At 52.2% G+C, this 25968-nt stretch carries 27 protein-coding genes and 2 pseudogenes; 21 read left to right on the top strand and 8 right to left on the bottom strand.

Annotated elements, in window-relative coordinates; all coding sequences use genetic code 11:
• Positions 1 to 89 precede the first annotated feature (89 nt).
• The 12 genes from LIX15_RS09310 (at position 90) to LIX15_RS09265 (ending at position 10531) form a co-directional block, all read left to right on the top strand.
• Positions 90 to 3476, top strand: coding sequence for a GAF domain-containing protein (locus tag LIX15_RS09310; RefSeq protein ID WP_227773461.1), 3387 nt, complete (start codon positions 90 to 92; stop codon positions 3474 to 3476).
• Positions 3477 to 3710: 234 nt separating this feature from the next.
• A complete protein-coding gene (locus LIX15_RS09305) occupies positions 3711 to 4088 on the top strand; it encodes a DUF7344 domain-containing protein (RefSeq protein WP_227773460.1) in 378 nt (125 codons plus the stop codon).
• Between the two features lie 171 nt (positions 4089 to 4259).
• Positions 4260 to 5030, top strand: coding sequence for a helix-turn-helix domain-containing protein (locus LIX15_RS09300; protein ID WP_227773459.1), 771 nt, complete (start codon positions 4260 to 4262; stop codon positions 5028 to 5030).
• Between the two features lie 165 nt (positions 5031 to 5195).
• Complete coding sequence (locus LIX15_RS09295; RefSeq protein WP_227773458.1) at positions 5196 to 5585, top strand: DUF7344 domain-containing protein; 390 nt, start codon at positions 5196 to 5198, stop codon at positions 5583 to 5585.
• Between the two features lie 86 nt (positions 5586 to 5671).
• Positions 5672 to 5869, top strand: coding sequence for a DUF7835 family putative zinc beta-ribbon protein (locus LIX15_RS09290; RefSeq protein WP_227773457.1), 198 nt, complete (start codon positions 5672 to 5674; stop codon positions 5867 to 5869).
• Positions 5821 to 6081, top strand: coding sequence for a DUF7563 family protein (locus LIX15_RS33645; protein ID WP_438267203.1), 261 nt, complete (start codon positions 5821 to 5823; stop codon positions 6079 to 6081). The genes LIX15_RS09290 and LIX15_RS33645 overlap by 49 nt, the downstream gene beginning before the upstream one ends.
• Before the next feature lie 421 nt (positions 6082 to 6502).
• On the top strand, positions 6503 to 6895 hold the full coding sequence (locus LIX15_RS09285) for a DUF7344 domain-containing protein (protein WP_227773456.1): 393 nt from the start codon (positions 6503 to 6505) through the stop codon (positions 6893 to 6895).
• Positions 6888 to 7010 carry a hypothetical protein gene (locus LIX15_RS32755; RefSeq protein ID WP_265338369.1) on the top strand — a complete coding sequence of 41 codons (123 nt, stop codon included), beginning with the start codon at positions 6888 to 6890 and terminating at the stop codon, positions 7008 to 7010. Before LIX15_RS09285 ends, LIX15_RS32755 begins: the two co-directional genes overlap by 8 nt.
• A 6-nt stretch (positions 7011 to 7016) precedes the next feature.
• Positions 7017 to 7394, top strand: a complete 378-nt coding sequence (locus LIX15_RS09280) for a DUF7344 domain-containing protein (protein WP_227773455.1) — start codon at positions 7017 to 7019, stop codon at positions 7392 to 7394.
• Positions 7395 to 7486: 92 nt separating this feature from the next.
• Entirely contained in the window at positions 7487 to 7762 is a 276-nt protein-coding gene (gene ddfA / locus LIX15_RS09275) for a DdfA family disk-determining factor (RefSeq protein ID WP_227773454.1), read from the top strand.
• A gap of 246 nt (positions 7763 to 8008) precedes the next feature.
• Complete coding sequence (locus LIX15_RS09270; protein ID WP_227773453.1) at positions 8009 to 10099, top strand: bacterio-opsin activator domain-containing protein; 2091 nt, start codon at positions 8009 to 8011, stop codon at positions 10097 to 10099.
• A gap of 105 nt (positions 10100 to 10204) precedes the next feature.
• On the top strand, positions 10205 to 10531 hold the full coding sequence (locus LIX15_RS09265; protein ID WP_227773452.1) for a DUF7344 domain-containing protein: 327 nt from the start codon (positions 10205 to 10207) through the stop codon (positions 10529 to 10531).
• Between the two features lie 138 nt (positions 10532 to 10669).
• Here LIX15_RS09265 and ddfA (LIX15_RS09260) read toward each other — a convergent pair whose 3' ends face one another.
• The 4 genes and pseudogenes from ddfA (LIX15_RS09260) to LIX15_RS09245 all read right to left on the bottom strand — a co-directional run bounded on the left by ddfA (LIX15_RS09260) (position 10670) and on the right by LIX15_RS09245 (position 13390).
• Positions 10670 to 10984, bottom strand: a complete 315-nt coding sequence (gene ddfA / locus LIX15_RS09260) for a DdfA family disk-determining factor (RefSeq protein WP_227773451.1) — start codon at positions 10982 to 10984, stop codon at positions 10670 to 10672.
• Between the two features lie 1148 nt (positions 10985 to 12132).
• Positions 12133 to 12331, bottom strand: a pseudogene (locus LIX15_RS09255) (DUF7835 family putative zinc beta-ribbon protein).
• A gap of 81 nt (positions 12332 to 12412) precedes the next feature.
• Positions 12413 to 12715: pseudogene (locus tag LIX15_RS09250) on the bottom strand (mechanosensitive ion channel family protein); the annotation flags it as partial.
• Between the two features lie 273 nt (positions 12716 to 12988).
• Complete coding sequence (locus LIX15_RS09245; RefSeq protein WP_227773449.1) at positions 12989 to 13390, bottom strand: DUF7344 domain-containing protein; 402 nt, start codon at positions 13388 to 13390, stop codon at positions 12989 to 12991.
• Between the two features lie 273 nt (positions 13391 to 13663).
• Between LIX15_RS09245 and ddfA (LIX15_RS33165) the strand changes: the two genes are divergently transcribed.
• Positions 13664 to 13939, top strand: a complete 276-nt coding sequence (ddfA, locus tag LIX15_RS33165; protein ID WP_227773448.1) for a DdfA family disk-determining factor — start codon at positions 13664 to 13666, stop codon at positions 13937 to 13939.
• 267 nt (positions 13940 to 14206) lie between these two features.
• The gene (locus tag LIX15_RS33640; protein ID WP_438267202.1) at positions 14207 to 14617 is read left to right on the top strand and encodes a DUF7344 domain-containing protein; all 411 of its coding nucleotides are present in this window, start codon (positions 14207 to 14209) and stop codon (positions 14615 to 14617) included.
• A 151-nt stretch (positions 14618 to 14768) separates the two neighbouring features.
• On the opposite strand, the gene LIX15_RS09235 is transcribed toward LIX15_RS33640, so the two are convergent.
• The gene (locus tag LIX15_RS09235) at positions 14769 to 15059 is read right to left on the bottom strand and encodes a PadR family transcriptional regulator (RefSeq protein ID WP_227773447.1); all 291 of its coding nucleotides are present in this window, start codon (positions 15057 to 15059) and stop codon (positions 14769 to 14771) included.
• Positions 15060 to 16582: 1523 nt separating this feature from the next.
• On the opposite strand from LIX15_RS09235, the gene LIX15_RS09230 reads away from it, so the two are divergent.
• The 7 genes from LIX15_RS09230 (at position 16583) to LIX15_RS09200 (ending at position 23080) form a co-directional block, all read left to right on the top strand.
• The gene (locus LIX15_RS09230; protein WP_227773446.1) at positions 16583 to 17257 is read left to right on the top strand and encodes a hypothetical protein; all 675 of its coding nucleotides are present in this window, start codon (positions 16583 to 16585) and stop codon (positions 17255 to 17257) included.
• Positions 17244 to 17516 carry a DUF8156 family protein gene (locus LIX15_RS09225; RefSeq protein WP_227773445.1) on the top strand — a complete coding sequence of 91 codons (273 nt, stop codon included), beginning with the start codon at positions 17244 to 17246 and terminating at the stop codon, positions 17514 to 17516. The genes LIX15_RS09230 and LIX15_RS09225 overlap by 14 nt, the downstream gene beginning before the upstream one ends.
• A 4-nt stretch (positions 17517 to 17520) precedes the next feature.
• On the top strand, positions 17521 to 19056 hold the full coding sequence (locus LIX15_RS09220) for a DNA polymerase domain-containing protein (RefSeq protein WP_227773444.1): 1536 nt from the start codon (positions 17521 to 17523) through the stop codon (positions 19054 to 19056).
• 591 nt (positions 19057 to 19647) lie between these two features.
• Positions 19648 to 20673: a type I restriction enzyme HsdR N-terminal domain-containing protein gene (locus tag LIX15_RS09215; RefSeq protein ID WP_227773443.1), complete on the top strand. Its 1026-nt coding sequence runs from the start codon at positions 19648 to 19650 to the stop codon at positions 20671 to 20673.
• 300 nt (positions 20674 to 20973) lie between these two features.
• Positions 20974 to 21408 carry a hypothetical protein gene (locus tag LIX15_RS09210; protein ID WP_227773442.1) on the top strand — a complete coding sequence of 145 codons (435 nt, stop codon included), beginning with the start codon at positions 20974 to 20976 and terminating at the stop codon, positions 21406 to 21408.
• A 220-nt stretch (positions 21409 to 21628) separates the two neighbouring features.
• Complete coding sequence (locus LIX15_RS09205; protein WP_227773441.1) at positions 21629 to 21877, top strand: DUF8139 family protein; 249 nt, start codon at positions 21629 to 21631, stop codon at positions 21875 to 21877.
• A gap of 399 nt (positions 21878 to 22276) precedes the next feature.
• Positions 22277 to 23080, top strand: coding sequence for a DUF7537 family lipoprotein (locus LIX15_RS09200; protein WP_227773440.1), 804 nt, complete (start codon positions 22277 to 22279; stop codon positions 23078 to 23080).
• 548 nt (positions 23081 to 23628) lie between these two features.
• On the opposite strand, the gene LIX15_RS09195 is transcribed toward LIX15_RS09200, so the two are convergent.
• From LIX15_RS09195 to LIX15_RS09185, 3 genes are all read right to left on the bottom strand, one after another.
• The gene (locus LIX15_RS09195) at positions 23629 to 24525 is read right to left on the bottom strand and encodes a prephenate dehydratase (protein ID WP_227773439.1); all 897 of its coding nucleotides are present in this window, start codon (positions 24523 to 24525) and stop codon (positions 23629 to 23631) included.
• Between the two features lie 117 nt (positions 24526 to 24642).
• Positions 24643 to 24858, bottom strand: a complete 216-nt coding sequence (locus LIX15_RS09190) for a hypothetical protein (protein WP_227773438.1) — start codon at positions 24856 to 24858, stop codon at positions 24643 to 24645.
• 64 nt (positions 24859 to 24922) lie between these two features.
• Positions 24923 to 25870 carry a zinc-binding dehydrogenase gene (locus LIX15_RS09185; protein WP_227773437.1) on the bottom strand — a complete coding sequence of 316 codons (948 nt, stop codon included), beginning with the start codon at positions 25868 to 25870 and terminating at the stop codon, positions 24923 to 24925.
• Between the last annotated feature and the right edge of the window lie 98 nt (positions 25871 to 25968).

The raw sequence follows: 25968 nt of genomic DNA, 5'->3' as shown, positions 1-25968 counted from the left end.
ATCACGGGGTAAACCGTTTTATTGTAAATCGTGATGTGTCTGTTTCTGTTGATCGAATCTTTTTGATTGCCCTATTCCAACACCGTGCTATGAGTTCACCTGCTCCCTCACCCACCACCGTTCTCGACGTGTTCGACACCCTTGGTCCGCCTGGCACCCCGTTCACGACGCCGGAGGTCGCTGAGGAATTCGATTGCACTGACCGAACGATCTACAACAAACTCGACACGCTTGTTGAGGATGACATCCTCGAAACGAAGAAGGTGGGTGCTCGGGGACGGGTGTGGTGGCGGCCACCGAAGGAACGCAGCTCTGATGGTACTACGGCGGAAGCAGCAGCTACCGAAGCGACGTTTCGCGAACTGTTCGAGAACGTACCTGGGCTCTATCTCATCGTGAAACCGGACGACTACGAGATTGTCGCAGTGAGCGATGCTTACTTGGAAGCGACGATGACGAAGCGGGCAGAGATTATCGGCAAAACGTTGTTTGAGGTCTTTCCCCCTGACCCTAGCGATCCTGATCCTGAAGGAGTTCCCCGGTTGCGAGCGTCACTCGAACGGGTCAAAGCGGAGCGGGAAGCCGACGTGATGCCAGTTACCTACTATCCGATTCCCCGACGAAATTTCCAAGGTGGAGGGTTCGAGGATCGGTGGTGGAGTCCGACCAATTCACCCGTATTTAGCTCGACTGGGGAGATCGACTTTATTATTCACCGCGTCGAAGACGTCACGCCAGTCGTCCGGCAATTTCAGGCAGACGGTAAAGAAGAGCTGTTACAGGAACTGGATGCCACTGATTCACATCTCGCAGCAGACATTATCCTCCGTGGCGACGAACTCCAACAAGCGAAAGAGCGGGCATATGACCGCCTGCGCGAGAGCAAAGCACGGCTCGACGCATTCGTGACTGCTACCTCGGAGGTCATCTTTCGCATGAATCCCGACTGGACCGAAATGAACGAACTCGAAGGCCAGGAATTCATGGCTGATACCGACAAATCCCGGTCTAATTGGATCGACGAATACATCCCATCCGACGAGCAAGGGCGCGTCCAGGACGCTATCGACGAGGCCATCAAGACCAAGAGTACCTTCGAGTTGGAACACCAGGTCCTACAGGTTGATGGAACCCGAGGCTGGACGCACTCTCGGGCGGTGCCCATACTGGACGACGATGGCAAGATCACCGAGTGGTTCGGGACGGCGTCGGATATCACCGAGCGCAAACAGGCCGAGGCCGAACTCGAAGCCGAACTTTCGGCTACGCGAGAGTTACAGGAGATCAGTACCGAACTGATCGGCGAAGACAACATCGAGACGCTCTCCGATCGGGTGCTTGATGCCGCGATCGCTATCATGGACACCGACTTCGCGAGCGTGCAGCTCTACGATCCCGACCGAAATGATCTCGAACTCGTCGCCCACCGTGGATTCAACGGGGAGGCCGAATCGGCGTGGCAGCGAGTCACCCCCGAACATGGAAGCACGTGTGGCAAGGCCCTCCGGACCGGCGAGCGCGTTATAGCGCCGGACGTCGAAACGTGCGAGTTCATAGCCGGAACCGAGGATCTGGAGACCTACCGCCAGACCGGCATCCGGGCGGTTCAGACCACGCCGCTCGTCTCGCGGAGTGGGGACGTGCTCGGGATGTTTTCCACCCACTGGGAAACTCCACGCGACCTCTCTGAGTTTGATCTTGGCCGCCTCGATATCTTGGCCCGCCAGGCCGCCGATCTCATTGAGCACCAACAGACCACGGAAGCCCTGCGCGAGCGCGAGGAGCAATTGCGGCAGGCCAACGAGTCCCTCAAACGGCTCAATGCTGCGAGCAGGGAGCTAATAGACGCTGACACGGAGAGGGTCACTGACCATGTGGCTGAAGTCACACAGAATGTCCTCGATGTCGAATACACTGCGCTCTGGCGATACGACGAGGCGGCTGGCGAAATTCGAGAGTACAGCAGCCACATGGATCTGGAACCAGAGGCGGGTAGCGTTCGAGTCCCCGACGGCCTCTCCAAGGAGGTTTGGCAGACATTCGTCGCCAATGATGTTGATGTCGACAACGACCTCAACGGTTCGGAGAGCGGGGTTTCGGAGTCGCCATTGCGGAGTCGGGCGCTTATGCCGCTCGGAAGGCACGGCGTCATCTGTGCCGGCTCGACGCAGACCGACGCGTTCGACGACCAGACGGTCCACCTCGCGGAAACGGTCGCCGCAACCGTCGAGACCGCGTGGAACCGTGCCAACGGTGAAGCGGAGTTGGCACGGCAGAACGAAGAATTGACACGTCTTGACCGCCTCAACACGCTCATCCGAGACATCGACCAAGTGCTGGTGGAGGCTAAGACAGTCGATGCGATCGACGAGGCCGTCTGCGAGCAGTTGGCAAACTCTGCTCTCTTCGAGTTCGCCTGGATTGGCGAGTTCGATGCGGACGACAACGCGATGGAACCGCGAGCCTGGGCGGGTGTCGACAGTAGCTATTTGGACGAACTCACGACTGAAGTCGATGAATTGGTGGCAGAGAGGAGTCCGTTCATAGCTGCGATCCAAACCGGAGAGATGCAGGTCGTTGCGGACATCGCAACTGATGCACGGGCTACACCATGGCGTGAAGTCACGCTCAAACGAGGTGCGCGTTCATGTCTTAGTATTCCGCTTATGTACGATGAGTCCGTCTATGGCGTCCTGACAGTCTACGAAGGGACATTACAGGACATCGAACGCGATGCCGACAGACTGGCGGAACTGGGAGAGACGATCGCCCACGCAATTCATGCTATCGAGACCAGAGAAACTCTCCAGACGGACAGCAGCGTCGAACTCACGCTCCGATCGACGGCAGCGGAAACGCCACTATGTCGTCTTGCTCGAGAAATTGGTTGTGTGATCGAGTTCGAGGGGCTCGTTCCGGGAGCAGATGGTGACACGACCGTATTCTTCACTGCGACAGGTATCTCCCCGGATGAATTCGTGGCTGTTGGCGAGCAGTCGTTTGCCATTGAAGAACTACACTGTCTTGCCAATCGTGAGAAAAAAGCCCTGTTCAAGGCACAATTGGCCGACCCGACACTTGCCTCGCAGTTCCTCGACCGGGACGCGACGGTGCAAACACTCACCATCGATGCGGGGACTGCAACTGCCATCATTAATCTTCCTGAGACGGCTGCCGTCCGTGAGTTTATCAAAGGAGTTCAGCAAGCTGTTCCCGATCTCGAATTGCTCTCGCGTCGAGCGCTCACCCGAGCGCTCGAAACGGAACTGACATTCTTGGCGATGTTTGAAGATCGCCTCACATCCCGACAACAGGAGATCCTCCAATTTGCGTACCGGAGTGGATTCTTCGAATCACCACGTGTACAGACGGGCAATGAGCTCTCTGAAGCTCTCGATATCTCTCAGTCGACATTCACTCAACATCTGCGAGAGGCTCAACGCAGACTGTGTGTAATGGTGTTCGACAATAGCTAACCACGGTGGCTTTCCGCGAAAAACACACGCCTAACTATTACGCCCACATATATAACATCCAAATTAATCTCTGGATGGTAATCATTGGAAGCGGGGTTGTTCCCTCTCGGTTGGACAGAACCTCTACATCATCTGTACCCAATGCCAGTCACCTAGATATTTCGCCTTATCTCTCAACAGGGGGCGATATGTTCGGCACCACACTTTCACAGCGTCCCTCTCAACTACCCACCAATGAATTCCGATGTGAGAGATCATGAGACAACAGGCTCAGTTTCAACCGATGACCCGCTATCCCACGCGTCGTTGGATACTGTCCTCAATTCCCTCGCGAACTCGTATCGTCGCAGACTACTCTTTGCGCTGTTGGAGCACAATCCACAGGACGACGATTCACAGATTCCAGCCGACATCGAATATGAAAACGAGGATTTAGAATCGCTCAAGATTTGTATGACGCATACGCACTTGCCGAAGCTAGATGATACGGGGTTCATCAAATGGAATCGGGAGACGAACACAGTGCAAAAGGGACCGCGCTTTGACGAAATTCAGCCGCTCCTCAAATTGATGCACAACCATGCTGACGAACTCCCTGATAAGTGGCTCTAAGCCCGACGCTGCGATCAACCATTTCTCTCGGCCATGCAACTGATGAATATCGTGTAACGGCAACTACTTGTTTCGGGAGGAAATGGTTGTGTCTCTAAAATCATAAGCGGAAGTGGGATACCCCCAGTATCCCCATGTCGATCTATGTGCGGCTGCTACATCCGGTCGATCATGGCTTGGACAGCCGCTGTTAGCGCCTTCCACCAAACAGAATACAGCTGCCATCTACCCCAGATACTAAGCAGCGAAAGAACGTATCAACTTGGACTGATGGCCACGCTCGTTGAACTTTCTCTTCCTGCCAGTGACTTCGCGCTTGGCCGTTTACTCACAGCAGGAACAGAGATGCATATCGAATTCGAACGAATCGTGCCCGTTAACACAAACGTGGTCCCTCTGTTTTGGGTGTGGAATGGTGACGTAGATGCATTCGAGGAACGCATTCGCGCTAACGATCACGTCTCGGAACTTATTGAGATTGACCAGGTTGAGGATCGCCGCTTGTATCTCCTGAATTGGGATATTCCGGAGGGTGGCTTTTTTGAAGGGTTCACGGAGACAGAGGTGATCATCCGAAGTGCACATGGCTACGACGATGAGGCATGGGAGTTCGAATTGCTGTTTCCGTCACAAAAAGAACTCACCACGTTCCACAACTATTGTCGAGAAATCGATGTTCAGTACACGATTGGGAAAATGCACGTCCTCAGCGAAGCCGGGAGTGATCTCTTAGAGAGTGTCCTCACTGAAAAACAACGGGAGGCATTGTTGATCGCACTCCAACGAGGCTACTTTCAGACGCCCCGGGAAGTCACACTGTCTGAATTAGCAGCGGACTTCGACATTAGCCAACAGTCGCTCTCTGATCTGATCCGCCGGGGCAATGAAGCTCTCCTTGAACACGCCTTGCTTGGCGGCTCAGAAAATACACCATCAGGATAGCTGTTCTGTCTGGGCTTAGTTTAAATCGCCCCGTTTGAACAGCCCCAGAATTTATACAATTCGTTCTGGTAGACCCAACAGAATACCTCCTCGGGACGAGGGAGTACTGTACCATCTCAGCGCGGGAGACGGTATCACAGAGTTCTCCGGAATCCCAACATACCCATGACATCAGAACCTCACACTCTCGCGAACTCAGGTACAGGGGTTACAACGGCAGTCTCAGCGCTCACGACAGCCGGGTACGATGGATCACTCAACCTGCTATTCGACGCACTCAGCGACAAGCGTCGTCGCTATGCGCTGTATTGTCTCAACTATCATCAGACGCCGATGGCACTCGCTGACCTCGCGACCGAAATCGCGCGATATGAGTATGATGCTGACACACGGACAGAGATCCCGGATGGCGAAACCAAATCCATCTACACCACGTTACACCATAATCATCTCCCACGATTAGCCGAGGCAAACCTCGTCATGTACGACTCCACGACGCACACTGCTGAACTCACCCCCAACGTTCCTGAGTTGAACTGGGATGATCTCGTGTGATGGAGGTGTGAAACTACGAAACGTAGAAAAACCAGCGGTCACAGACCAGGAGAGTGCTGATACCGATTCGCCGATCGTTCAAGACAATGGCTACAAACCAAGATCTCACGAAGACAGTTGAACAGTGCAGCCACTGTGGTACACAAACACCTCATCGTGTGACTGTTGAGATTGTCACAGAGAGTACTGGTAACACGAATGCTGCCTTCTCACGAGAACCATACCGAATGAGCGAATGTACGCGGTGTGGGAATACAACCCGGAAGCGCATGAACAACGCCTGAGATCATTACTCACAACGATGCCAGACACACAATCACACCCGAGATCACTCGATGAGTCGTCTGCTGGCGAATATCGATGTTATAACTGTGGGGCGTTCGTCACGCAAGACTTTGCCCGTGTGTTTGGGAACAATGACAACGAGGTGTTTGGCTGTCTTGACTGCATGGATGCGACCGCCGTGAGAACCGGTGGAGCGCACCAATCACAGTAACTCGTATCGCTGGTGCAACGGACGTGACCTAGTTTGTGTTCGTTCGAAACGAAAAAGACTCAGTTCATTATGCGGTGGGTTGACGTCCAAGAGTTGGTCAGCGAGGTGTCCTCGGAATCTATCTTTTGGACAGTAGTTTCACAGACAGCCGCCGCCTTTTCTGACATCTCTTTCGACCTCAGTCAGCAGTCGCTCTCGGATTTGATTCGGCGTGGCAAAGAAGCGCTGCTTGAACATGCGCTCCTGGGGTCATCAAGCGAAACTGTATCGGACTAACCCGGTTCCACCTATTGGTATTTAAAAGCACCCTGTTTGAACGGCCACAGAAGTTAAGAACTATGTTGTGATCATTATCACAGGAATGCCTCGCAGAACACCACTCCCACCATCTTCCTTTCTCTCTATGCTGCCGTGGAGAAACGTGAGTCCCACGCACACCACATACTCCCAACCAATGAATCATCCACCACAAACCGGTCACCCATCGACGCGAGACCTCACACCCAGCATCGCCAGCAACGTGCTCGCGAATGCTACGTGCCGCACTGCCATCCAATACTTCAGTGCCACGGAAACAGATGTCACTGACCTTGATGAATTAGTTGACTACGTTCACGAGGAAGTTGCCACCATCACGGCCCCTGAACAGGCACGAATCGAGCTCGTCCACATCCACCTACCGAAACTCGCCGACTACGATGTCATTGAGTATGACGAGCGCAGTGAGGTGATTCGCTACCGTAGCTACCCGCAGCTCGAAGCGATACTCGACCTCACCACGCAAAGTGAGGGAGGTGACGAGGACGATGGCTAAGACGGACGACGATACGGAATCCACCGAGATCCTCGCTGTGTGCGCGAACTGTGGTGATTCGATGCTCGAAATCTACCTCGAAGACGGTTACTGTCCGGACTGTCGTGAAAGCTGATGTGTTTTGAAGTACTCTCGGTACTGGACACCCTTACAAGCGGTCCGCCAAGAACATCGACGCCAGGTTCTCTCGTATCTCGAGACAAAGGACAGTGACGTTGCCGAACTCGACGAGCTTGCCGAGCAGCTCTACGAGGAAGTCGACGGAATCACCTCGCCCGGCAAAGCACAGCTCACACTCTCCCATACGCACGTCCTGAAACTTGCCGAGCACGACGTCATCGAATACGACCTGCGGAGTGAGACCGTGCGTTATCGGGATGGTTCACACGTTGAAGCGATGCTCGCGGTTGTCGCTGCTCAGTGGAGACGCAGTCATGGTGGATTGGAACCTGTGGGAAGTGAAGCAACACATCAGCTCTACTATCCCTGGGTTATTTGAGGGTCGTTCCAGTAGAGCCGATCACACAGAATAGTGGATGAACCCGTCAAATATTGCATTCAGCGACACGATTCATAAGGAGGAGTGAACACGTGCAGTCAACCAATACCAATAACGAACCACCACCTACACCGCCTCGGTCACTCAGTACCAGCGTGGTGACCGTCGTCGCAGACGCACAGGGACAATCGGAAGATGACCTTACGCCGTTGTACGATGTGATTGATCCAGAGGCGCTTGATGCGCTGTTCGCACCACTCGTAGATGGGACGACACGGACACATGGGTCAGTTTCGTTCCACTATGCAGGGTACTGGGTCACTGTCTCGAGTGAGGGTGCGGTTGAGCTCAAGGCCGACGAGCAATAACCATCCCACGTCCGGCAGTGCTCGGCGGTTCTCACTTGATCACCCGATGGGAGTAAGATGCTGGCATTCGGGTCGGGGCTCAGCACAAAGCAGGGAGGTGCACTGATACTAGTGAATAGGCATCTGAGCCCTTTGTTCCATGAACAATATCTCTATGCCCAGACCAATATCGAGTAGATTGATTGTTACGTCCTATTGATGGCAAACTAAAGGATTATTCCATCTCACTGCGCACCACACCGTGAGATGCGCCCCTCAGATGAATCAGATGCACCAGAGACACATTCCGACGATAACCTCCTTGTCGACGGCATCGACGATCCGACGTTCTTCCAAACCCTAGTTAAAGACGCAGGCGAGGCTATTCTCACGCTCGACGCAGCGGGAATGATCGTTTCTGCAAATCCGGCTGCCGGACAGTTGTTTGGTTACGAGGTGGACGACCTCATTGGGGAGCATATGAGCCTCCTCTTCCCATCAGAGTATGTTCATTCTTACTGCGAGCAGTTTGAAGTGGCAGTTTCCACCTCCGAAGACGATTCAGAGTCAGTGCTTCAAACAACACTCGAACGAGTCGGCCTCCATGCTGATGGGGAGACGATTCTACTCCGGTTTTCGTTCACAGAGCAGACATACGACGGGCAACGGCTCTTTACTGCGATCATCCGGGATCTCACCGAGCAGCAAACGCACAAGCAAAAGCGTCGTGATAGCGAAGCGCGTTTCCGCCAGATTGCAGAGCAAATCGACAGCGTGCTCTGGATGGCGGATGCCGAAATGACCGAAATATCGTATGTAAATCCCGCTTATGAAGATGTATGGGGGCGCTCACGCGAATCGCTCTATCAGGATTTGCCGACGTTTGTGGACGCCGTCCATCCTGATGATTGTGAGCAAGTCGAGGAATTCCTCGACCACATCGTACACGATTCGCGAGCCAGGACACCGCAGAGAGAATACATCGCAGAGTATCGGGTTGTCCAGCCCGATGGGACGATTCGCTGGGTCTCTGATCGTGCCTTTCCAGTCTATAATGACGCGGAAGAGCTCCATCGAATTGTCGGGGTTGCCGAGGACATCACGGCACAGAAACAGCGGGAAGCAACCCTGCAGCGCCAACGCGAAATCCTCCAGACAATCTCCGAGATCAATACTGTCCTCAGGCAAGTCAACAAATCCATGGTTGAAGCGACGACACAGAGCGAGATCGAGGACATGGTTTGTGAACACCTTGTCGCCTCGGAGCTCTACCAAGCAGCACTCATCGGAGATCTCGAGCCTACAACTGAGGGGATTAGCATCCGTACTTCATACGGTACTGAAGAGACGTATCTCGAAGCCATTCGCGAGGCCAACCCAACGGATACGGAACAAGGAGCGGCGGCACAGGCTCTCGAAACAGGTGAGATCCACATCATCGACGATATAGAGACTGATCCAGCGTTTCCAGAGTCGGTTCGCGAGGCAGCTCTATCGCAAGAGTACCGCTCCGCTCTCTGTGTTCCGCTCGTCTATAACGAGACAACGTACGGTGTCCTCGTCGTGTATGGGACGCAGGCCGCCATGTTTAGTGAACACGAACAAGCGATTTTCGACGAGTTAGGTGAGACACTCGGCTATGCGATCTATGCGCTCAAAACCCAGCAACTGTTATTTACTGATCGCGTAGTCGAACTCGACTTTGATCTCACTGAGACGGACGGCTTTTTCGTGACTGTCTCTGAGGAGCTTGATTGTTCAATCACCCTTGATGGAATTGTCCAGACCAACGATGGCGATCTCCTGGAATACATTGAGGCAGAGGATGTAGCTCCAGAGCAAATTCTCGAGCGGGCTGACTGCTCTCCAGACGTCCGGCAAGCACGGTGCATCACCACGCATGAGGAGACGAGCAGGTTTGAATTTCTCTTTCAAAGTGAGACAACTACTTTGAACCGCCTCATCGAACAAGGCGCCACAATCAAAACAGCAACCGCCACGAATGGACACGGAACACTCACCGTCAAAGTACCGACTGCAACTGAACTGCGATCATTTGTCGATGCTGTCCAGACTGTCCATCCTAAGGCCACCCTCGCTGCTAAACGAGAACGTGAGCGCTCAAGTGATTCGCCCACTGGATTCCGTGAACAGGTACGCGACCAGCTAACTGATCGCCAGCACGAAATCCTGCAGACCGCCTACTATAGTGGCTACTTCGAGTCACCTCGTGAGAGTACTGGTGCTGAATTAGCCGACACACTTAGAATTTCAGGACCGACGTTTCACCAACACTTGCAGGCAGCTCACCGCAAGCTCTTGACGACGTTCTTCACACCACCAACCGCTGCCCAGTAACCGAGGACATGACCTCCGAGTGGTGTTCTGAGACTCTGCTCAATCAGAGCTCCCTAAGTGATAAGGTATTGTCTTTGTGATTACTGACTTCAACGCAACATAGTGATGAAACCCGTAAACACCGTACATCAGCCCCTCTCCGTCGACACGGCCTGCGCCCTCCTTGCTCATCAGCACCGACGAGTGATCCTTGAGCACCTCCAGAAGACAGAGCGTGGCACTGCAACACTCTCTGAATTGACGACGAGCATCCAGACGCAGGGAGATGAGATAGAGTCAGCGCAGCAGGGACGGTCAGTACTCCTCCATCAGCATCTGCCGAAGCTCGCTGACCATGGGCTCATCGACTATGACCACCGGAGTGAAACCGTCCGCTATCGCGATGATTCTCAGATCGAGAGGCTCCTTGAGCTTGGGAGATTCTACAAGTAAGCTTAGAGCACTGAATGCCTTCCTCGTGATGCGAATGGTTCTGCTTGCTGGTTGTTGCCACCCACGAATAGTCTGCCGACGCTAACTATACTTCGCTTGAAGGAGAGTGGATGACCGACCGGTGACGTATTCGTGGTGCTACTCGCCAGCCGCGTCGAGCGGGCTCACGTTTACGTCGCCTGTACTGTGTATAACAACCTCGTAGCCAGCATACGCAAACTGAACTCGGCCGTCAGTTCGTGTGCCACCCGTATAGGTCGGCGCAAAGAGGCTATCCAACGCGTCGGGATCGACGACTTCATAGAGGGGGGCGAGCTCTTGACGCGAACAATCGGCCGCATCGGCGACCGCCGTCACAATCCGCTCAGTAAGCAGTGTAGAGGGATGTGTTAGTGGATGGTCTAAGGCGTCAAGGCTGTCAGCTATCGCTCGTGAGGTATTGTGTGGAGTCATGGTGATTGTCGGTGTGGAAGCTGGAATAAAGGAGCCACATTATGGATGAGTGCTGTGCTATCTCATAGCAGAGTGGCCAATCATGATAACTATTTCGGATATTTATTCTATATATGCCGCCATAAAATCAGATGAGAACAGAATAGTGGCGTTTTGAGAAGCTGGTGAGAGACACATTAGTTCTACTGGGTGTTTCCCCCATGCCGATAGCTGAATACCCAAACGCTATTGCTATCGGGTGACCAAAAACTGATGAGTAATCATGGTAACATTGGATACTGTTTTCGACTTATTCAGTAAAGAACGGCGACGATACGTGTTGTAGTATCTTGACCAACAGGGAGGATCCGTTTCAGTGGATGAGGTTGTCGAACAAGTCGCCGACTGGGAGGCATCGTTATGACCGGAGCAGGCGATAACCTGCACTCCCAATAAGGATAGCACTACCAATCGCCATATATAAATATCAGCTCCGAGCAAACGCTGAATGTAGGAGATACCCACTCAGCGGTTCCGATACGAGTGTTTTGCCCCGAATTTGGTTACGTCTGACAATAAATGAGTCAAAGTATGTCCGTGCGTCCCCCTTTGGTGGTGAATCCAGAATCAGTCTGAACTTCGAACCTCGAAACTACTATCGAATTCTCTGTATTCGGAGTTGTACTTCATCGGAATAAGATCCTCTTATCGATCTAAATGTAGCGCCATGACAGATACAGCCGCGCTCAGTCCTGTGTTGCGATAGTTCTCGTACGTACTCGGTGAGAACGGTATTGCTAGGAGTTTTCCGAGTAGTCATGAACTGATCATTGATCCGTGTTGCGTGATTATCCAGAAACGTGCAACCAAAACAGCTGCCAACCCGCGAGACTACCGAAATCAGCCGATTCAAATTTCCGAAAGCGCCGTCCCCAACTTCCATATTGCATGAAAGTCATGACTAATACGCAATGAGAACGGAACGGAACAAAGACGGGACGTTCAATGTCTGGCTCAGTCGGAATAGTCATTGTCGGTGATCGCACTACAAACGGAAGGGGAATCGAACCACAGAGACTACAAAGTAGCCGCTATCGACAACACGTCGTTGGTGTTTTTCTACCAAGCAGTCCGTTCTCGCTCTGGACTTCCTCTTCTCAAAATGACAGTCATGTACTATTCACTCGGTGTTTTGTTGTTGCCCCGCACTCGTGGCATTCTGTGATGCGATATGGTTCCCGCGACAAGGCGGCGTTCTCTCTCTTCGTTTTCAGTCAGGAGTTCGATCTGAACCGAGTGAGATGTCTCTCGGTGGCAATGCAGACATCGTTCGATGATCTCTGTCAGTGAATCTGATGGAGAGCGCATTGGCGTGACTATCGGTCGCACGTTCTTTGAAGCTTACTCTCGAGTATTGATACTGAAAATAATAATACGAACCGAGACTGTTCAGTCGTCGTCGCTCGGTTGCGGACTCGGGGTGCCCTGACTCGCACTGCTCATCCATCCTTCGATATGATTGGCAACGTATTCCCTGCCACCCCAGCCGAACGAAACCCCGACACCAATCGCGACGGCGGCGGCGAGACCCCACGCGAGCGCTCGCGCAAACACGTACAGGATACCGACGTCGATTCCCATTGTGTCGAAACCGATGACGGTGGCAGTGAAGTACAGGAACATCCGCGTTCCCGTGGAGAACCATCGCGTGTACGCGGTGTGCGTCGCTGCACGGGTGCGCATAATCGCGTCCATGAGTATGACGTTGGACACGGCGTTTGACTGGCTTCCTCTACTGGGCTCGAACGTCGCAGGAACAGAGCAACACCGTCCCTTCCTTTGACGTTCGCAGGTTATCCGATGGCTGCAGTAGGTATTGTTATACGGCGCTTTCTGGTTACCGATCCAATACAAACATACTCCGACTGCTACTTGTCACTTGATAATACTCTCTGCTTCGATCCGCATCGGCTGTGATGCCTGTTGAAGAAGGAGGATGGATGCGTCAGCGGAGACGTCGTCATCTCATTCAGCGAATCGATGAATCACTGCACTCTCGGAGACAGCACTCGTCGTCCCTTTGGGTTCGGCCCCCTCACGTATCGATTCAACGTATGCGAGGAGCGATTCCGCCTGTGGATGGCTCGAGTACTGAATCTGCTGTGAATTGCTCTCATACGTGAGGAGCCCAACGTCCATGAGTTTCGGGAGATGAATGTGGTGCAATCGCTGTCGGAGTTGGCGCTCTGTGTACTCCGTTTCTGTGGGATGTGCCTGGAGGTGAGCAACGAGTTCGTCCACAGTACACTGAGAGTCAGCTGTGGACGAAAGGTACGAGAGGGTCTGGCGGCGGTGGTGGTTAGCGAGCGTTTGTAACACATCGTCGATGGTGACGGAGAGGGTGGGTTCGGTATCAGGCTCGCTCATTCTATCCGTCTTCTGATGCAATCTCCTTTGCAGACGGGCTTGCAAACGCAGGGTCTTTATGAAGAAGGTCTGTAAGGTACCACCGGTTGGACAATTCTGTTGTCTCTAATTATCCAGAAGGCGAGGAACTTTTGTCGGATCTTGTCCAATAGTTCAGCGGAGATATCCACGGGTTATAAAAAGACGCTTCCAGTACCACTCAGAGTACGGAATAACAGCCGAATCCAGCGTCTTTCCGGCTTCACACCGCTATTTAGCACGAGCAAGCAAATTATGCACTCATCAAATACCACCACCGGATCATCTGCCGCATCGCCACCATCACTAAGTACACGCGTGCTCACCGCCGTCGCAGATGCCAAGCAATGCGCGCCAGATGACCTCAACACATTGTATACTGTCATCAATCCGGAAGCCCTTGATGAACTCTTTGCGCCTAAAGCAGATGGCACCCCCCGAACAAACGGATCCGTTTCGTTTCAGTATGCTGGGTACCAAGTTACGGTCTCTAGTGAGGGCACTGTTGAACTCGAAGCTAGCAAACTGTAGACACACTACGTTTTCAAACACATTGTGTCGATTCCAAAGCACGAGGTAGTGGCTCGTTGAGGCTGATGTAGAACCGACGATTGGAAGGAGAGAATACACTCGAGAATCGTATTTTGGTACAGTGCGATACACGGATGTTTTATTGCACTATCCAAAAGTATTATTCTCGATGTGAAAATATCTAGGCAACCACTGTCATTACTGTCCTCATTGAAAATAACAGTGAGCCAATCGCAAGACTTAGCAGCGATGAGTTTGAATTAGTAAATGAAGTACTATATACTAGTAAGAAGCATTGGCCACCCCCACCTCACTGTACTATCAAATGCTCACTGTTCAGACTCACTTATGACTCGTAATCCATCCTCATCTACACTAGCACTTAGTACCGCGTTCAAATTGCTTGCTAACGTCTATCGCCGCCACATTCTCCACTATTTCTATGGTACCGAGGTTGAGAGTGCCACGCTCTCCGAGCTCAGCAGTCATGTCCAGACCACACTTGCTGAGGAATGTGAAGAGTATCGAATCCGGCTCCGATTACATCATCAGCATCTCCCGAAACTCGCCGATCATAACGTCATCGACTATGATCGCCGAAGTGAAACGGTTCGCTACTGGGGGAGCTCACAACTTGAAACACTGCTTTCACTTACCGCCTCCAACAATCATAGCTAATACCCATCTCCCAACCAGCATCTTCTCCGATCGGTCTCACGATTCACTACAGCTCTGATAGAGTGATCTGCGTTAAAGCGCTCGTGGTAGCAATCCGTAGGTTGCGTCGATGCTGTGGCGGTTTGGTAAAAGGAAGACGACGGAGAGATTGTCAGGCTGTCGGAGTATCCTGCTCGACATACTCGTGCTCCCAGTCCCACCGGGCGTCGATTTCTCGCTGGCCACGCTGAGTCAGCGTGTAGATGTTCGTCCGGCGATCTTTTTCGCCCTTTTCGACAAGACCTTTGTCGACTAGTGAATCCAGATTCGGATAGAGTCGCCCATGGTGAATTTCCTTGTCGTAGTAGTCTTCGAGTTCGCTTTTGATAGCGAGACCGTGCGGGTCGTCCAACCCGGCTACGACGTACAGCAGGTCACGTTGAAAGCCAGTCAAGTCATGCATTGGTACTCGATCAGAGATTGTCACTCTATTATTAAATTACTTGTGGTATGTTGGTCGGGGACAATGACTCTTTGTGAGCAAATGGTCTTCGGTGACAACGAGCATTTCGAATTGTAGGAAGAGGTGCGACCACTCGTGCAGATAGCCTGAATTCGCTACGAGCAGTTTTCCATCCTCGACGACACTAGACCTTCGTCAACTGATCTGATATTTAAACAATTTATGTGCTATTTCATAACAATTTATATCATCTGAAATACAGGAGACTCTGGCTGTGATGGCAAATGGAAAGCGTGGTAGTCAGCCATGACACATCCACGCTTGTATGCTGACTCAGACTCATCGAAGGCCAATAACGACCAAGTTAGACCTTCGACATGGGTGCTAAAATGTGGCATAATTGTATAGATTTTGGCTTTTAAATAGAAATATTGTATTCTCCAAGGTGTTATGATGGCTATTTCGACCTCGACTTAGAGTGATCAGCAGTAGTATCTGTGAATATGCATACAGAAATTATTTCGAGCGATGAATATTGATAAACGAACGGGGATGGATTCAAACCACCGAGGCTCTGAAGCCTCCATCAATGCAGTATCAATGGTACACTTTCCAAGAGGCAACCCGTTCTCACCCTGAATTTTCCCTCACCAAATATTTAGTTAGTATAGTTGTGCTGGTACTAGAGCACGACCATACTAGGTCAGGGCCGACGTAAACACGACACTGGTTTCCATTCCGGTGTTCGAACGTTGCGGAGGTAACTGGCAACCGAAGACCTCTCGCGACGCTCGCATTGCATTCAATGGCTGCACTGGGTATTGTTATGGGGTGCCTTCTATTGTCCTATGATAGAAGCATTCTGCAACGGGTAATACTATCCTTTAGTTAAACTTCTTCTTGAATATCTCTGTCACAGATGAGAAAGGATGGCGAATCGCCAGCAGGAATATACTTATATTATTCGTCGTATCTATTGATTGCAGTGTTGTGATGACGAATGACATTGTTCCTATTTCTACAACGGAAGGGCCGTTTATGCGAGCACAGTTGACAGATTCATCTGAAGACCTTGTACAGGTAACTGTCGACAAAGCGCACCCCGATGAGTGTCTCATTATCACTGAGGAAACCCATATTAACAGTAGTCCTACTGAGGATGAGAACCGTGAGAATCTCTGATCCTTCTCCTATATCCGGTGCAATTCGGCGGCCATCGTTGCTGCTCTGTAGTTAGCAACAGTTGTCAAGTTCCAAGTGCGGTTCTCACTTTACTGTTGAAGACACGCTCTCTGTGGGACTTAGACTGGTCAACTAGTCCGGAACAATCTGTGTTTTTAGCGAGTTTCTACAGATGCCGTGCATCGATTCATACCACCAATTGCAGAGTGTATGTTCTCGTGTTGCTGTGGCGTCCAGCATGGCGAGAACTCGCACTGGTGGACGTCGGTTATTTCTGTATTGGAACATTTGGAAGCGACCCTGGCTTGCCTATCTGAAACCCCGAAGAAATACCATTCGTGATGATGCGCCAGACATCGCCAGAACTCCCGTCACTTGATCCCGGCATTACACTGCTCGAAACCGACGAGCGCATGACTGGTTCACTCCAGTCGCTCGTTCTCGACCAGCTTCTCCTCAATCAGGGCTCAGCTATTTGGATCGATGCTCACGGGTACGGAACAACACACCCGCTGACGCGAATTACCCCCTCGATGCGAGTCCTTGACCGGATTCACATTGCTCGGGCGTTCACCCCGTGGCAACACCAAAGTCTCATGCAGGACCTTACTGGAGAGATTACGGACGAGACGACGATTGCCGTCCTCCCGGCGATCGACTGGTTCTACCGATCAGAGGATCTTCCCCGTGGTGATGATGAGCGCATGCTTTCGAACGTGGCTAAGCGGATCGACGCGCTTGCTGAGCGGTTTGAGATCCCGGTGCTGCTGACGTTGCAGACGGACGATACGCTAACAGCACCGATTCACGAGATTGCTGATCGGACGATTCGGTGTGAACAGACCCAGTTCGGCCCACGGTTCGCAGGTGAGGAGTACGAGACGTTGGTCTACCCGTTGGAGAATGGGTTAGTACAAACGACACTCGCGTATTGGAAACGTATTCTCGCCGATCGGCATCCGGCGACCGTTGATGCTGATGTTTCACCGGAGGTGCGCGCGAATGGGGCGTACTAACGCAACGTATCGTGATTTGCTCCGGGCGATGGAGTCGCGGTGGCAAGAGTATCGGCGGGCACTCCGGCATACTGACCAGGCTGTGTTCGATCGACTCTTCGAATATGCCCGCGCGCATGCTGATGCGAGTGGAGTTCAGAACCACCAGTTCATCGAGATTCCAGCGCTGGTTTCGATGGTCATCGAACAGCAAAAGCAGATCGATGATTTGGAAGAGCGACTCGATCACATAGAGGGCGATTTGACCGGGCAGAGATGAGACGATGGTGTACAAAATCGACTACGTCGACGGCGACGTGCTCAGATGGTCGGTAACTGAGACGGGGGTGGAGTGTGAAGTCGATGAGTCGTATACACCGACAATCTACGTGTCGGTGCATGGTGACGGCGATTTTTCGACAGCACGTGCCGCACTTCGTGACCATCCCGCCGCTGTTCGGGTTGCTGTGGTTGATGAACGCGTGAGCTTTCGGCACGATCCCGAACGAGTCCTCCAGGTGGATGTAGTTGACCTCAAGGCGGTGAACTCAGTGGCACGAATGGTGAGCAAGTGGGGTTCGCCTGGTGAGTATCGCTGCTACAACGTCGACTTCTCGCGAGAGTTCCGCTACTGTCTCGAAGAAGGAATTGACCCACTACCGGCCCACAAACTTTCCCAGATGCAGATTGCCGTCTCGGAGACAGAACTCGCGAGTGAGAGGGTTACTGAACTCACGGTCAACGATGAGACGATAGCTGGGAGTGGTGCGGACGTGTTAGCAACGCTATCGGATCGAGTAGAGTCGGTTGACCCCGACGTTCTGTTTCTGAATACGAGTGACCTCATACCGGTTCTCTTTCAACAGGCCGATCGGCTCGATGTGGAGTTCCAACTTGGACGACGGCCAGGTTGGCAGCAGTTGACGGGTAAATCGACATACGAAAGCTACGGGCAAGTCGGACACTCTCCAGCACGGTACAATCTCCCCGGGCGGGTGATCATCGACGGCTCGAATACGTTCATGTGGAATCAGACTAATCTCGATGGTTGTCTGTATCTCGTCGAGCAGTCAGGGAAGCCATTGCAGGAGTTAGCGTGGTCGTCGATCGGGAACATTCTGACAGGGGTTCAGATCCAGGAAGCACGAAGGCGGGACGTGCTTGTCCCGTGGCGTTCGTGGCGCCATGAGCAGTTCAAGACGATGTGCCAATTGCACGACGCCGACCGAGGTGGGTTCACGTTCGCGCCGGACGTCGGGCTGCACGAGGACGTTCACGAACTTGACTTCTCGTCGTTGTATCCGAACATCATCGTCACGCGGAACGTGAGTCCAGAGAAGATCCGCTGTGAGTGCCACGCCGATCGGGAGGACGTGCCGGATATCGGCTATTCAATTTGTGATGACCGAGGATATCTTCCGGACGTGCTTGAGCCGTTGATCAAGGACAGGGATGCGATCAAAGCCGAGATTCGAGAGACCGAGGAAGAGAAACCTGCTAGAAATCAAGTAATAGAGAGCACTGACCTGGTAGATGACTCCGCAAACGGTGAAAATAATTCAAAGGAGGCTGGAAATTGGCATTATGGTATCATCGGCATTCCATTAATTCTTGTTGGAGCTGTAGCAGGAAATGCGAGTGCACTAACTGGCTTACTAATCCTTTTACTCCCTATAGTGATGTATGTCGATATTCGTAAAGTGAGGAATGTCTCTAATTGGGAGCCACGAGCATGGCTCTACGTGATCTCTGCATTTCTCCTTTTCTTCATTTCCGTTCCTGTTTACCTCTATTACAGGAATAAAACAGTAGGGCTCTGATCACAGAACTCACGTCTCTAGCTATGGATCGCTGTTCCAACCGAATCTAAATCACCCAACGCGCTTCTGGCTTCTTCTTGCGAATCTCCCCTCTTCAGCAAGCCCGTTCAAAACCTCGTACGCCGTCCGACATGGCTATCCAAGCTCCTCTGCACTATCGCTGGTCAAAACTTGTAGAGTTAGCCGTCGACTATTATATAGTAACAATACTATTAACGATCGCAGTAACTCATACCAACAATATTTTAGTAACATTAATTGTAATCAAGTAACACCTCTCATCATAATGGTTAACGAGAAGTTCGAACCAAACGACCGCCAAGACGCTATTCTAGAAGTGCTCAAAGCAGGACGAGACACAACCTTGGGGGTATGCCAATCCAAAACGCCTCGAAGAACAGCTCGATACCCGTAGACAGCACATCAATCGGGATCTTCGCGGACTTGTCGATGCTGGATGGGTTGAAAAGGTCAATCGAGGTCTCTACCGCTTCGTCGCTGACGCACGCGAGGACTAACTAATCGATGAACGAATCTGAGATCACAGCGTACGTCGAACGGTCCCAATCTCTAATCGACCAAGCACCGCAAATGGATGAGGAAAATACGAAGGTAAAACTCATCCAGCCACTCATCAAGCTGCTTGGGTGGGATATGTTTTCACCAGAAGTCGAACTCGAATATCCGATGCAAATCGGTCGAGGGAACACCCGCGCAGATCACGCCCTGCTCATCGAAACCGCCCCCGTCGTATTCATCGAAGCGAAAGGTTGCGATAGTACACTCACTGATGCCGATCGTTGCCAATTAACGAGCTACATGCGACAGAAAGGGGTTGATTGGGGACTCCTAACGACCGGCAGTCAGTTTGAGATCTTCCGTCGTCGCAAAAACAGCTCTCGTCCTGATGAGGTCTCATTAGCACAGTTCTCGATTGCTGAGCTCGAAGACAATTGGCACGTCTTGAAACTCCTCTCAAAGAAGCTCGTCAAGACAGGCGAAGCAGATACCATTGCTCATCGTATTGAAGCACGACAACACGCCGTCGAAACACTCCAACAGCAAAAAGAAAGCCTCGCTGAGCGAGTGACGCAGCTCGTAATTGCAGAAATTGACGATTCACTAGCGCAGGAAATCGAACCAAAGTCAAAGGAGTACATTGATTCGCTGATTCACACGCTCGCAAACGGTGATGAAGCAGATCTCCCGGTCGTTGAAAATGGGGGAGAGATTGTGACTACTTCAGATGAAGTCGTCTCTGATACTTCTTCTACAGTCGATACAGCGTATATCGTCCATCTTTCTGCAAACGGGGATCGCGTGTGGTCATGCGCTGAGGAAAATCAATCAGATGCGATGGCAGAGACGGTTGATCTCCTGATCCAAGAGTACGATCTCATCGACCAGTTAGACTCGTTTCCCTATGTTCCTGGCTCCAAAAATGCGATCCTCAATTCAGAGCCGACTCATCCCACCGGAGAGCCAATGCGGAGGCAAAGAAACCTCTCCGATGAGTTTTTCTTATATGTCTCGTTGAATCAAGAGAGCAAGAAACGGTATCTGACGAAATTCTCCGAGCTGTGTGGTCTGACTGCCGAGTTTGGCGGCGGCTGGTGAAGATATATCCCACCCAAGTTCATTCGTTTCTCACCAGCGTCATTCCAATCTCTTTTGGATCCCTTCGCTACCGGCTTGTATTGGAATCTACGTGGTGAACATTGTCAGTATAGGCCAATGAATGGTTATAGGGATTAGCGAAAGAATCCAGCACTGGTTTTCTTTACTCACCAGTGTCTCTTAGAAAGGTCGTGCGAGATACACAGCGCGTATCAGTCAGGAAACAGGGGTAGGAATGTCGCAGTCCGATCGTTCGATAAAGAGTCTAGACTTATCTCCCTATCATACGTTTGTTAGTGTATGCCGTCCCTCCACAAGTGGCAGTCATCGCTTGGAGACTGGAAACGAGTCATCCTGAGTGGTGGCCTTGCCAGCATCGTCTACGCCGGTATCGTCTTCGCGTATAGTGCTCAATCGCCCGACATCCAAATCACGGAGTCATTCTGGTCATCATTCGGGTTGGCTACACTCTTCGCGTTCGGCACGATTGGTATCCCTATCCTGCTCTGGATGCGCTACGACATTCGTGGCCCATCCATACTCATGGCGCTCATTCTGCTGCTTTGGCACGTCGCCATTCATCTTCCCATTATTGGAAGTGAAGGGGGCGATGCGCCTGCCTTTGCTTTAGTACTCTTCTGGGCACCGATTTATCTCATCGCGTATGGCCTGCTCGCCGGAGGCGAGTATTGGCTCCGGGGACGAAACATCCCAGTCTTGACCTCCAGTGCATAACTGGGAAAGAGGTACGCCCAGAACGTCTACCGAAATTTGAACGCGTACCACACCAAGAATACCTGCTGAATACACGCTTTGTATCGGTCAACGCATTTTCAACCAGTCGAGAAACTGCTGCGATAGAGGGTATGAAAACTTCTGCGAATCACTATTAGCCATCGAATCACACGGATGTCCGATACCAATAAAAACTCACCATACAGAATACCGAGTAACGATGGAGGACGTGCCTCAACCAGCGAGCGACCCCTACCAACCAGGCGACAACGTACAGGTCTACGTGTCCGAGACTGATCCCGACAGTGAACACCATGGGAAAGAAGGCACCATCACGGACGTCCTGCAGGACAATCTCGGAGACGAGACTGGGCGTGAACTGGATTCTTACAGCTATTGCATCGAAACCAGTGGTGAGGGAATCGATGTCTGGTTCCGGCATCGCGCCTTGGTGCCTGTATCACAGTAACCAATCTCCGATACTCCACTGCAATGGGCGATAACAAAACCAACCCAACGTCCACAGATCCGAGATGCACTCGAAGTCAACGAGGATCGTCTTTGCAGTGCGTAGCTCACAGGAAGTTTTGTGAACCCGACGAAGGAAGTCACACGAGAGAGCGACGTGGATGTTGTCCTCGTATTCGAGACCCAGAAGGTTATAGACGAATTCGGCCTCCTTGAATCTCTCAATCGGTGATATGTTCCACAAGCCATGATGAATACATAGCGCGTATCTTGCAATCGGTTTGGGACTGATTCTCTTGAGAGTCACAATACTGGGTTAGGGTGGCATTCGCCCTGTATCCGAGAGATGGCGTTACCCATCAGCGTTAAATATGAATTATTTGAATAGTCACCCATGCGTATGTCTTCGCTCTCAGCGATCGCCGTCGTCGCCCTCCTGGTCTTCGCGGGATGTACTGGACTTTCAGGCACGGGCGGGAACGGGCCGTCGCCCGACGCGTCCCCCGACGAGTTCCCGAACGCGTCGGCCATCGACCAGTCGGTGTTTGACACCCATGCGACCGCGCTGGCGAACACGAGTTTCACGCTCTCAACCGAGAAAACCCGGAAGGACCGCGTTCTCCACCCTTCAGAGAAGAACTTCAAATACATGAACGAGACGGGCCGTTTTCTTGTCGAGTCCGGCGCCTCACAGTACCTCGGACACACCACTGGCTACTTTTCGGGGAACCGTTCCATCTACTCGAACGGAAGTACGGAGTACGCCCTGTCCCGGACGGAGAACGAGTCGGTAGTGAATCCTACCCGCGCCCCGGTGTTCAACGAGTCGGGCGAGCGGTATCTCTGGCGCGGATGGTTCAACAACAACAGCGGAAGCCAGCACGCGTTTGCTGCGATTGATGCCACCTACGAGCGCGAAGGCGTCGAGACGTTCCAGGGCGTTCCGGTGATGCGTTACGAGGCCACCGGCGTCGACGCGCTGTCCGATTCGTGGGCGGGAGGCGAGAACGCGAGTTCGTGGTACGAGGAGTTCTCAGCGACACTCCTGCTCGACGAAGACGGCGTCATCCGCCACTATGAATACGAATTCGTCTGGGCCGACTACCACACCCGGAGGATTACGAAGACATACACCCTGTCCGACGTGGGGAGCACTGACGTTGAGAAACCGGACTGGGCAGCGAACGTGACGGTGGGATTGTAACTACTCGGCTCGATACCGACCGGGTCGCCCGGTTGATCAATCCATTCTCTGTATTCAGTAGCACATTCTTCTCAGACTTACAACCAATTTCCCTCCTTGTGTGAAATGATGAGAGCTTGCTCCAAGTTATGGACGACACACTTGATGACGAGTTCACGGAATTGCTTCCACCAACGGTGTGACCGTGCGAACGCACCGAACTTCTGTTGAATTGTAGACGGATTGGGTTCCTATTCGAGTACAGTGTCTATTCCTCTGAAACCCACCAGATAACCACCCGCGGACTCAACTTCCCACGCTCCACCACACCATCCTCATGCAGCACCTCCAGCCGTCGATGCGCGGAGGGCCGCTCAATCTCAAGCGTATCCGCCACCCACCGAGCGGTCACCGCCGGAAACTCTGACTCGCACATCACTGTCAGAATATCGTCGTCAGTTGTTTCCTCTGTAAATTGACCACTAGTATTGCGTTCTCTCGTCTATCATCGTAGCTTACAGTTTATTGTCAAAACCAACCTGAGCAACATGCTGGTAGCCGATAGAGGCTCAACGACAATCCATAATCAAATCATAGGTACCAAGATACTGCACCCAGTCAAACGCCGGTTCTATGGTATCTATCACAGTTTCTGGGTCATCACCTTCAAAATCTGCATGAAAGACATAGTCTCCGAGTGCTTTCATCGAAGGACGTGCCTCGAAGCGCGTAAAGTCGATATCCGCATCTCCCAAGATGTCCAAAACATCGCTGGACAAGGCAGGAGCCTCTCGACCAGGATACAGAAGCAGCGTTGATTTTGTCCCCTCAGTCGCAGGTTCAGTCTCGAGGCGGACAAATCGAGTTACGTTATTCGATACGTTTTGAATATCTGTTGCAAGCAGCTCTAAACCATTGTTCTCCGCGAGATCAGGATGGGCTACCGCAGCAACTGACCTGTCCCTCGTAGCCAACTCAACGCTTGCGGAGGTGCTATCGACTTCATGGAACTCGGCATTCGGATACTCTCTGGAAAGATAGTCACTACTTTGTGCAAGTGCTTGCGGGTGACTTGCCACTTTCGTGAAATCGGGTGATTGGGCCATCAACGCATGCCGGATTTCAACGTTCACCTCTGCGGTAATATACAGATCACGATCTTCGAGAATATCCAGTGTATCGATAACTGCACCCTGGATTGAGTTCTCAATCGGAAGAATAGCTGCTTGCACTTCGCCCGACCTTACCGCATCTGCAGCGGCAAACATGGTCTCGTAGAATTTGACCTGATTATTAACTTGTAGAGCTGCACGATGGGAGTAACTTCCTGCTGGGCCAAGAGTGCCAACGGCCTGTTCTGTGGGTGTTTCCGCACTTTCGGCGATTCCCTGTTGAGATGCGACGGCACCAATTGCAACTACTGCACCAGTACGTGTTAAGAATTCACGCCTGTCAATGAACTCCATAGATATTATCGTTAGAAACAGGAACTTAAAACTATTCTCTGATAGAAGATATGAAATTGGCCAGTGCCCTCTGTAAATGTCTCGAATTGTATCGAGATGAAATTCCGACGACCCCGATTAGCATAGAGGGGAGCTGACGAGACGGCACAGAAACGCGCACAGGCCGACCAATTTTCCTTCGACGTCGATGGCCCCCGGAATGGTTGAAGTCACCACCGAGAGCCATGAGAATCCCGCAGACCACCAGTACACCGTCCCCATCAACGACGTGACTGAGGAACCGAGGCCTGCACGTGTCCGCATCACGTTCACCGCAATGCTTTCTGCAAGCACATGGCCGCCGTCGAAAACGCAACCGACGACGGAACACTCGACGCCTTCTCATCAGAAGACGATTTCAGTCACCGGCGATATCCAATACAACCTTGCCAGTGAGTCCGCTTCCTTCGATCATCTCGTGTGCCTTCGCCACCTCCTCCAAGGGGAGAACCGAATCGATAACCGGTTCGAGCTGACCACGTTCAGCGAGCTGTCGTAATCCTTCGAGTGGCCGTCGGCTACGTTCGAGGAATAGCATCTCAATTGTGAGGTTCTTCTGGTACGCATTCCCCCATTCACCCTCCGGTTCGAGAATGGTAACCAGTCGACCATGCGGCTTCGTAATGCCCGTACTTTCAACCAGCGTGTCACCCCCGACAGTGTCGAAGACGAGATCAACCGGCTCATCGAACTCTGACTCGATTACGTCAGCAAATTCCTCTGATTTGTAGTCGATTGCGCGAGTCGCACCGATATTTTCGGTCTGTTCAACCATTTCAGGGCTCGCTGTTGCGATGACCTGTGCTCCGGCAGCGTGCGCAATTTGTACGGCGTGGGCACCGACACCGCCGGTACCGTGGATCAGTGCCGTCTCACCAGCTGCCACATTGCCCCGCGTGATGATTGCCTCCCATGCCGTTCCACCAGCGAGCGGGAGCGCCGCTGCTTCGGTGTGGGAAAGATTTGTAGGCTTCTGAGCGACAATTGATTCATCGGCAACGTGGTATTCGGCGTAACTCCCCTGCTTGCCGAAAATCTCTGGTGTGTAGAACACTTCGTCACCAGGTTCGAAGTCCATGACAGCTTCGCCCACAGCTTCGACAACACCGGAGACATCGTACCCGATGACTGTTGGTGGGGAGATACCAGCCCATGATCCAGCTTGGCGAATCTTGTAGTCGACAGGATTGACTGACGACGCATGCACCCGAACCAAGACTTCGGTCGGTCCAGGAGATGGCTTCTCGACATCGCGGTGTTCGAATACGTCGGTACCACCGAAGTCTGCGATAACCATTGCGTCCATACCCAACAGTATGACCGCCACTGGAGTATAGATTGTGTCCACCTGGGTGGTACTGGGAAGCCCGAATTAAGCCGCAGATCGTTTTGCAGGGAGGCGAA

The sequence above is a fragment of the Haladaptatus pallidirubidus genome, assembly GCF_020700235.1.
In the GTDB taxonomy this organism is placed as follows: Archaea; Halobacteriota; Halobacteria; order Halobacteriales; family Haladaptataceae; genus Haladaptatus; species Haladaptatus pallidirubidus.
The sequence above is the reverse complement of the archived record's forward strand: the minus strand, read 5'-3'. Positions and strand labels throughout refer to the sequence as shown.

Coding starts and splice junctions, on each gene's coding strand:
- LIX15_RS33640 (WP_438267202.1), top strand. CDS start 14,207: ATGAAGTACTATATACTAGTAAGAAGCATTGGCCACCCCCACCTCACT.
- LIX15_RS09205 (WP_227773441.1), top strand. CDS start 21,629: ATGGAGGACGTGCCTCAACCAGCGAGCGACCCCTACCAACCAGGCGAC.
- LIX15_RS09195 (WP_227773439.1), bottom strand. CDS start 24,525: ATGGAGTTCATTGACAGGCGTGAATTCTTAACACGTACTGGTGCAGTA.
- LIX15_RS09295 (WP_227773458.1), top strand. CDS start 5,196: ATGACATCAGAACCTCACACTCTCGCGAACTCAGGTACAGGGGTTACA.
- LIX15_RS33645 (WP_438267203.1), top strand. CDS start 5,821: ATGTACGCGGTGTGGGAATACAACCCGGAAGCGCATGAACAACGCCTG.
- LIX15_RS09245 (WP_227773449.1), bottom strand. CDS start 13,390: ATGAGCGAGCCTGATACCGAACCCACCCTCTCCGTCACCATCGACGAT.
- LIX15_RS09200 (WP_227773440.1), top strand. CDS start 22,277: ATGTCTTCGCTCTCAGCGATCGCCGTCGTCGCCCTCCTGGTCTTCGCG.
- LIX15_RS09220 (WP_227773444.1), top strand. CDS start 17,521: ATGGTGTACAAAATCGACTACGTCGACGGCGACGTGCTCAGATGGTCG.
- LIX15_RS09225 (WP_227773445.1), top strand. CDS start 17,244: ATGGGGCGTACTAACGCAACGTATCGTGATTTGCTCCGGGCGATGGAG.
- LIX15_RS09230 (WP_227773446.1), top strand. CDS start 16,583: ATGATGCGCCAGACATCGCCAGAACTCCCGTCACTTGATCCCGGCATT.
- LIX15_RS09290 (WP_227773457.1), top strand. CDS start 5,672: ATGGCTACAAACCAAGATCTCACGAAGACAGTTGAACAGTGCAGCCAC.
- LIX15_RS09270 (WP_227773453.1), top strand. CDS start 8,009: ATGCGCCCCTCAGATGAATCAGATGCACCAGAGACACATTCCGACGAT.
- LIX15_RS09235 (WP_227773447.1), bottom strand. CDS start 15,059: ATGCATGACTTGACTGGCTTTCAACGTGACCTGCTGTACGTCGTAGCC.
- LIX15_RS09310 (WP_227773461.1), top strand. CDS start 90: ATGAGTTCACCTGCTCCCTCACCCACCACCGTTCTCGACGTGTTCGAC.
- ddfA (WP_227773451.1), bottom strand. CDS start 10,984: ATGACTCCACACAATACCTCACGAGCGATAGCTGACAGCCTTGACGCC.
- LIX15_RS09265 (WP_227773452.1), top strand. CDS start 10,205: ATGAAACCCGTAAACACCGTACATCAGCCCCTCTCCGTCGACACGGCC.
- LIX15_RS09300 (WP_227773459.1), top strand. CDS start 4,260: ATGGCTTGGACAGCCGCTGTTAGCGCCTTCCACCAAACAGAATACAGC.
- ddfA (WP_227773448.1), top strand. CDS start 13,664: ATGCACTCATCAAATACCACCACCGGATCATCTGCCGCATCGCCACCA.
- LIX15_RS32755 (WP_265338369.1), top strand. CDS start 6,888: ATGGCTAAGACGGACGACGATACGGAATCCACCGAGATCCTCGCTGTG.
- LIX15_RS09215 (WP_227773443.1), top strand. CDS start 19,648: ATGGATGAGGAAAATACGAAGGTAAAACTCATCCAGCCACTCATCAAG.
- LIX15_RS09210 (WP_227773442.1), top strand. CDS start 20,974: ATGCCGTCCCTCCACAAGTGGCAGTCATCGCTTGGAGACTGGAAACGA.
- LIX15_RS09305 (WP_227773460.1), top strand. CDS start 3,711: ATGAATTCCGATGTGAGAGATCATGAGACAACAGGCTCAGTTTCAACC.
- LIX15_RS09185 (WP_227773437.1), bottom strand. CDS start 25,870: ATGGACGCAATGGTTATCGCAGACTTCGGTGGTACCGACGTATTCGAA.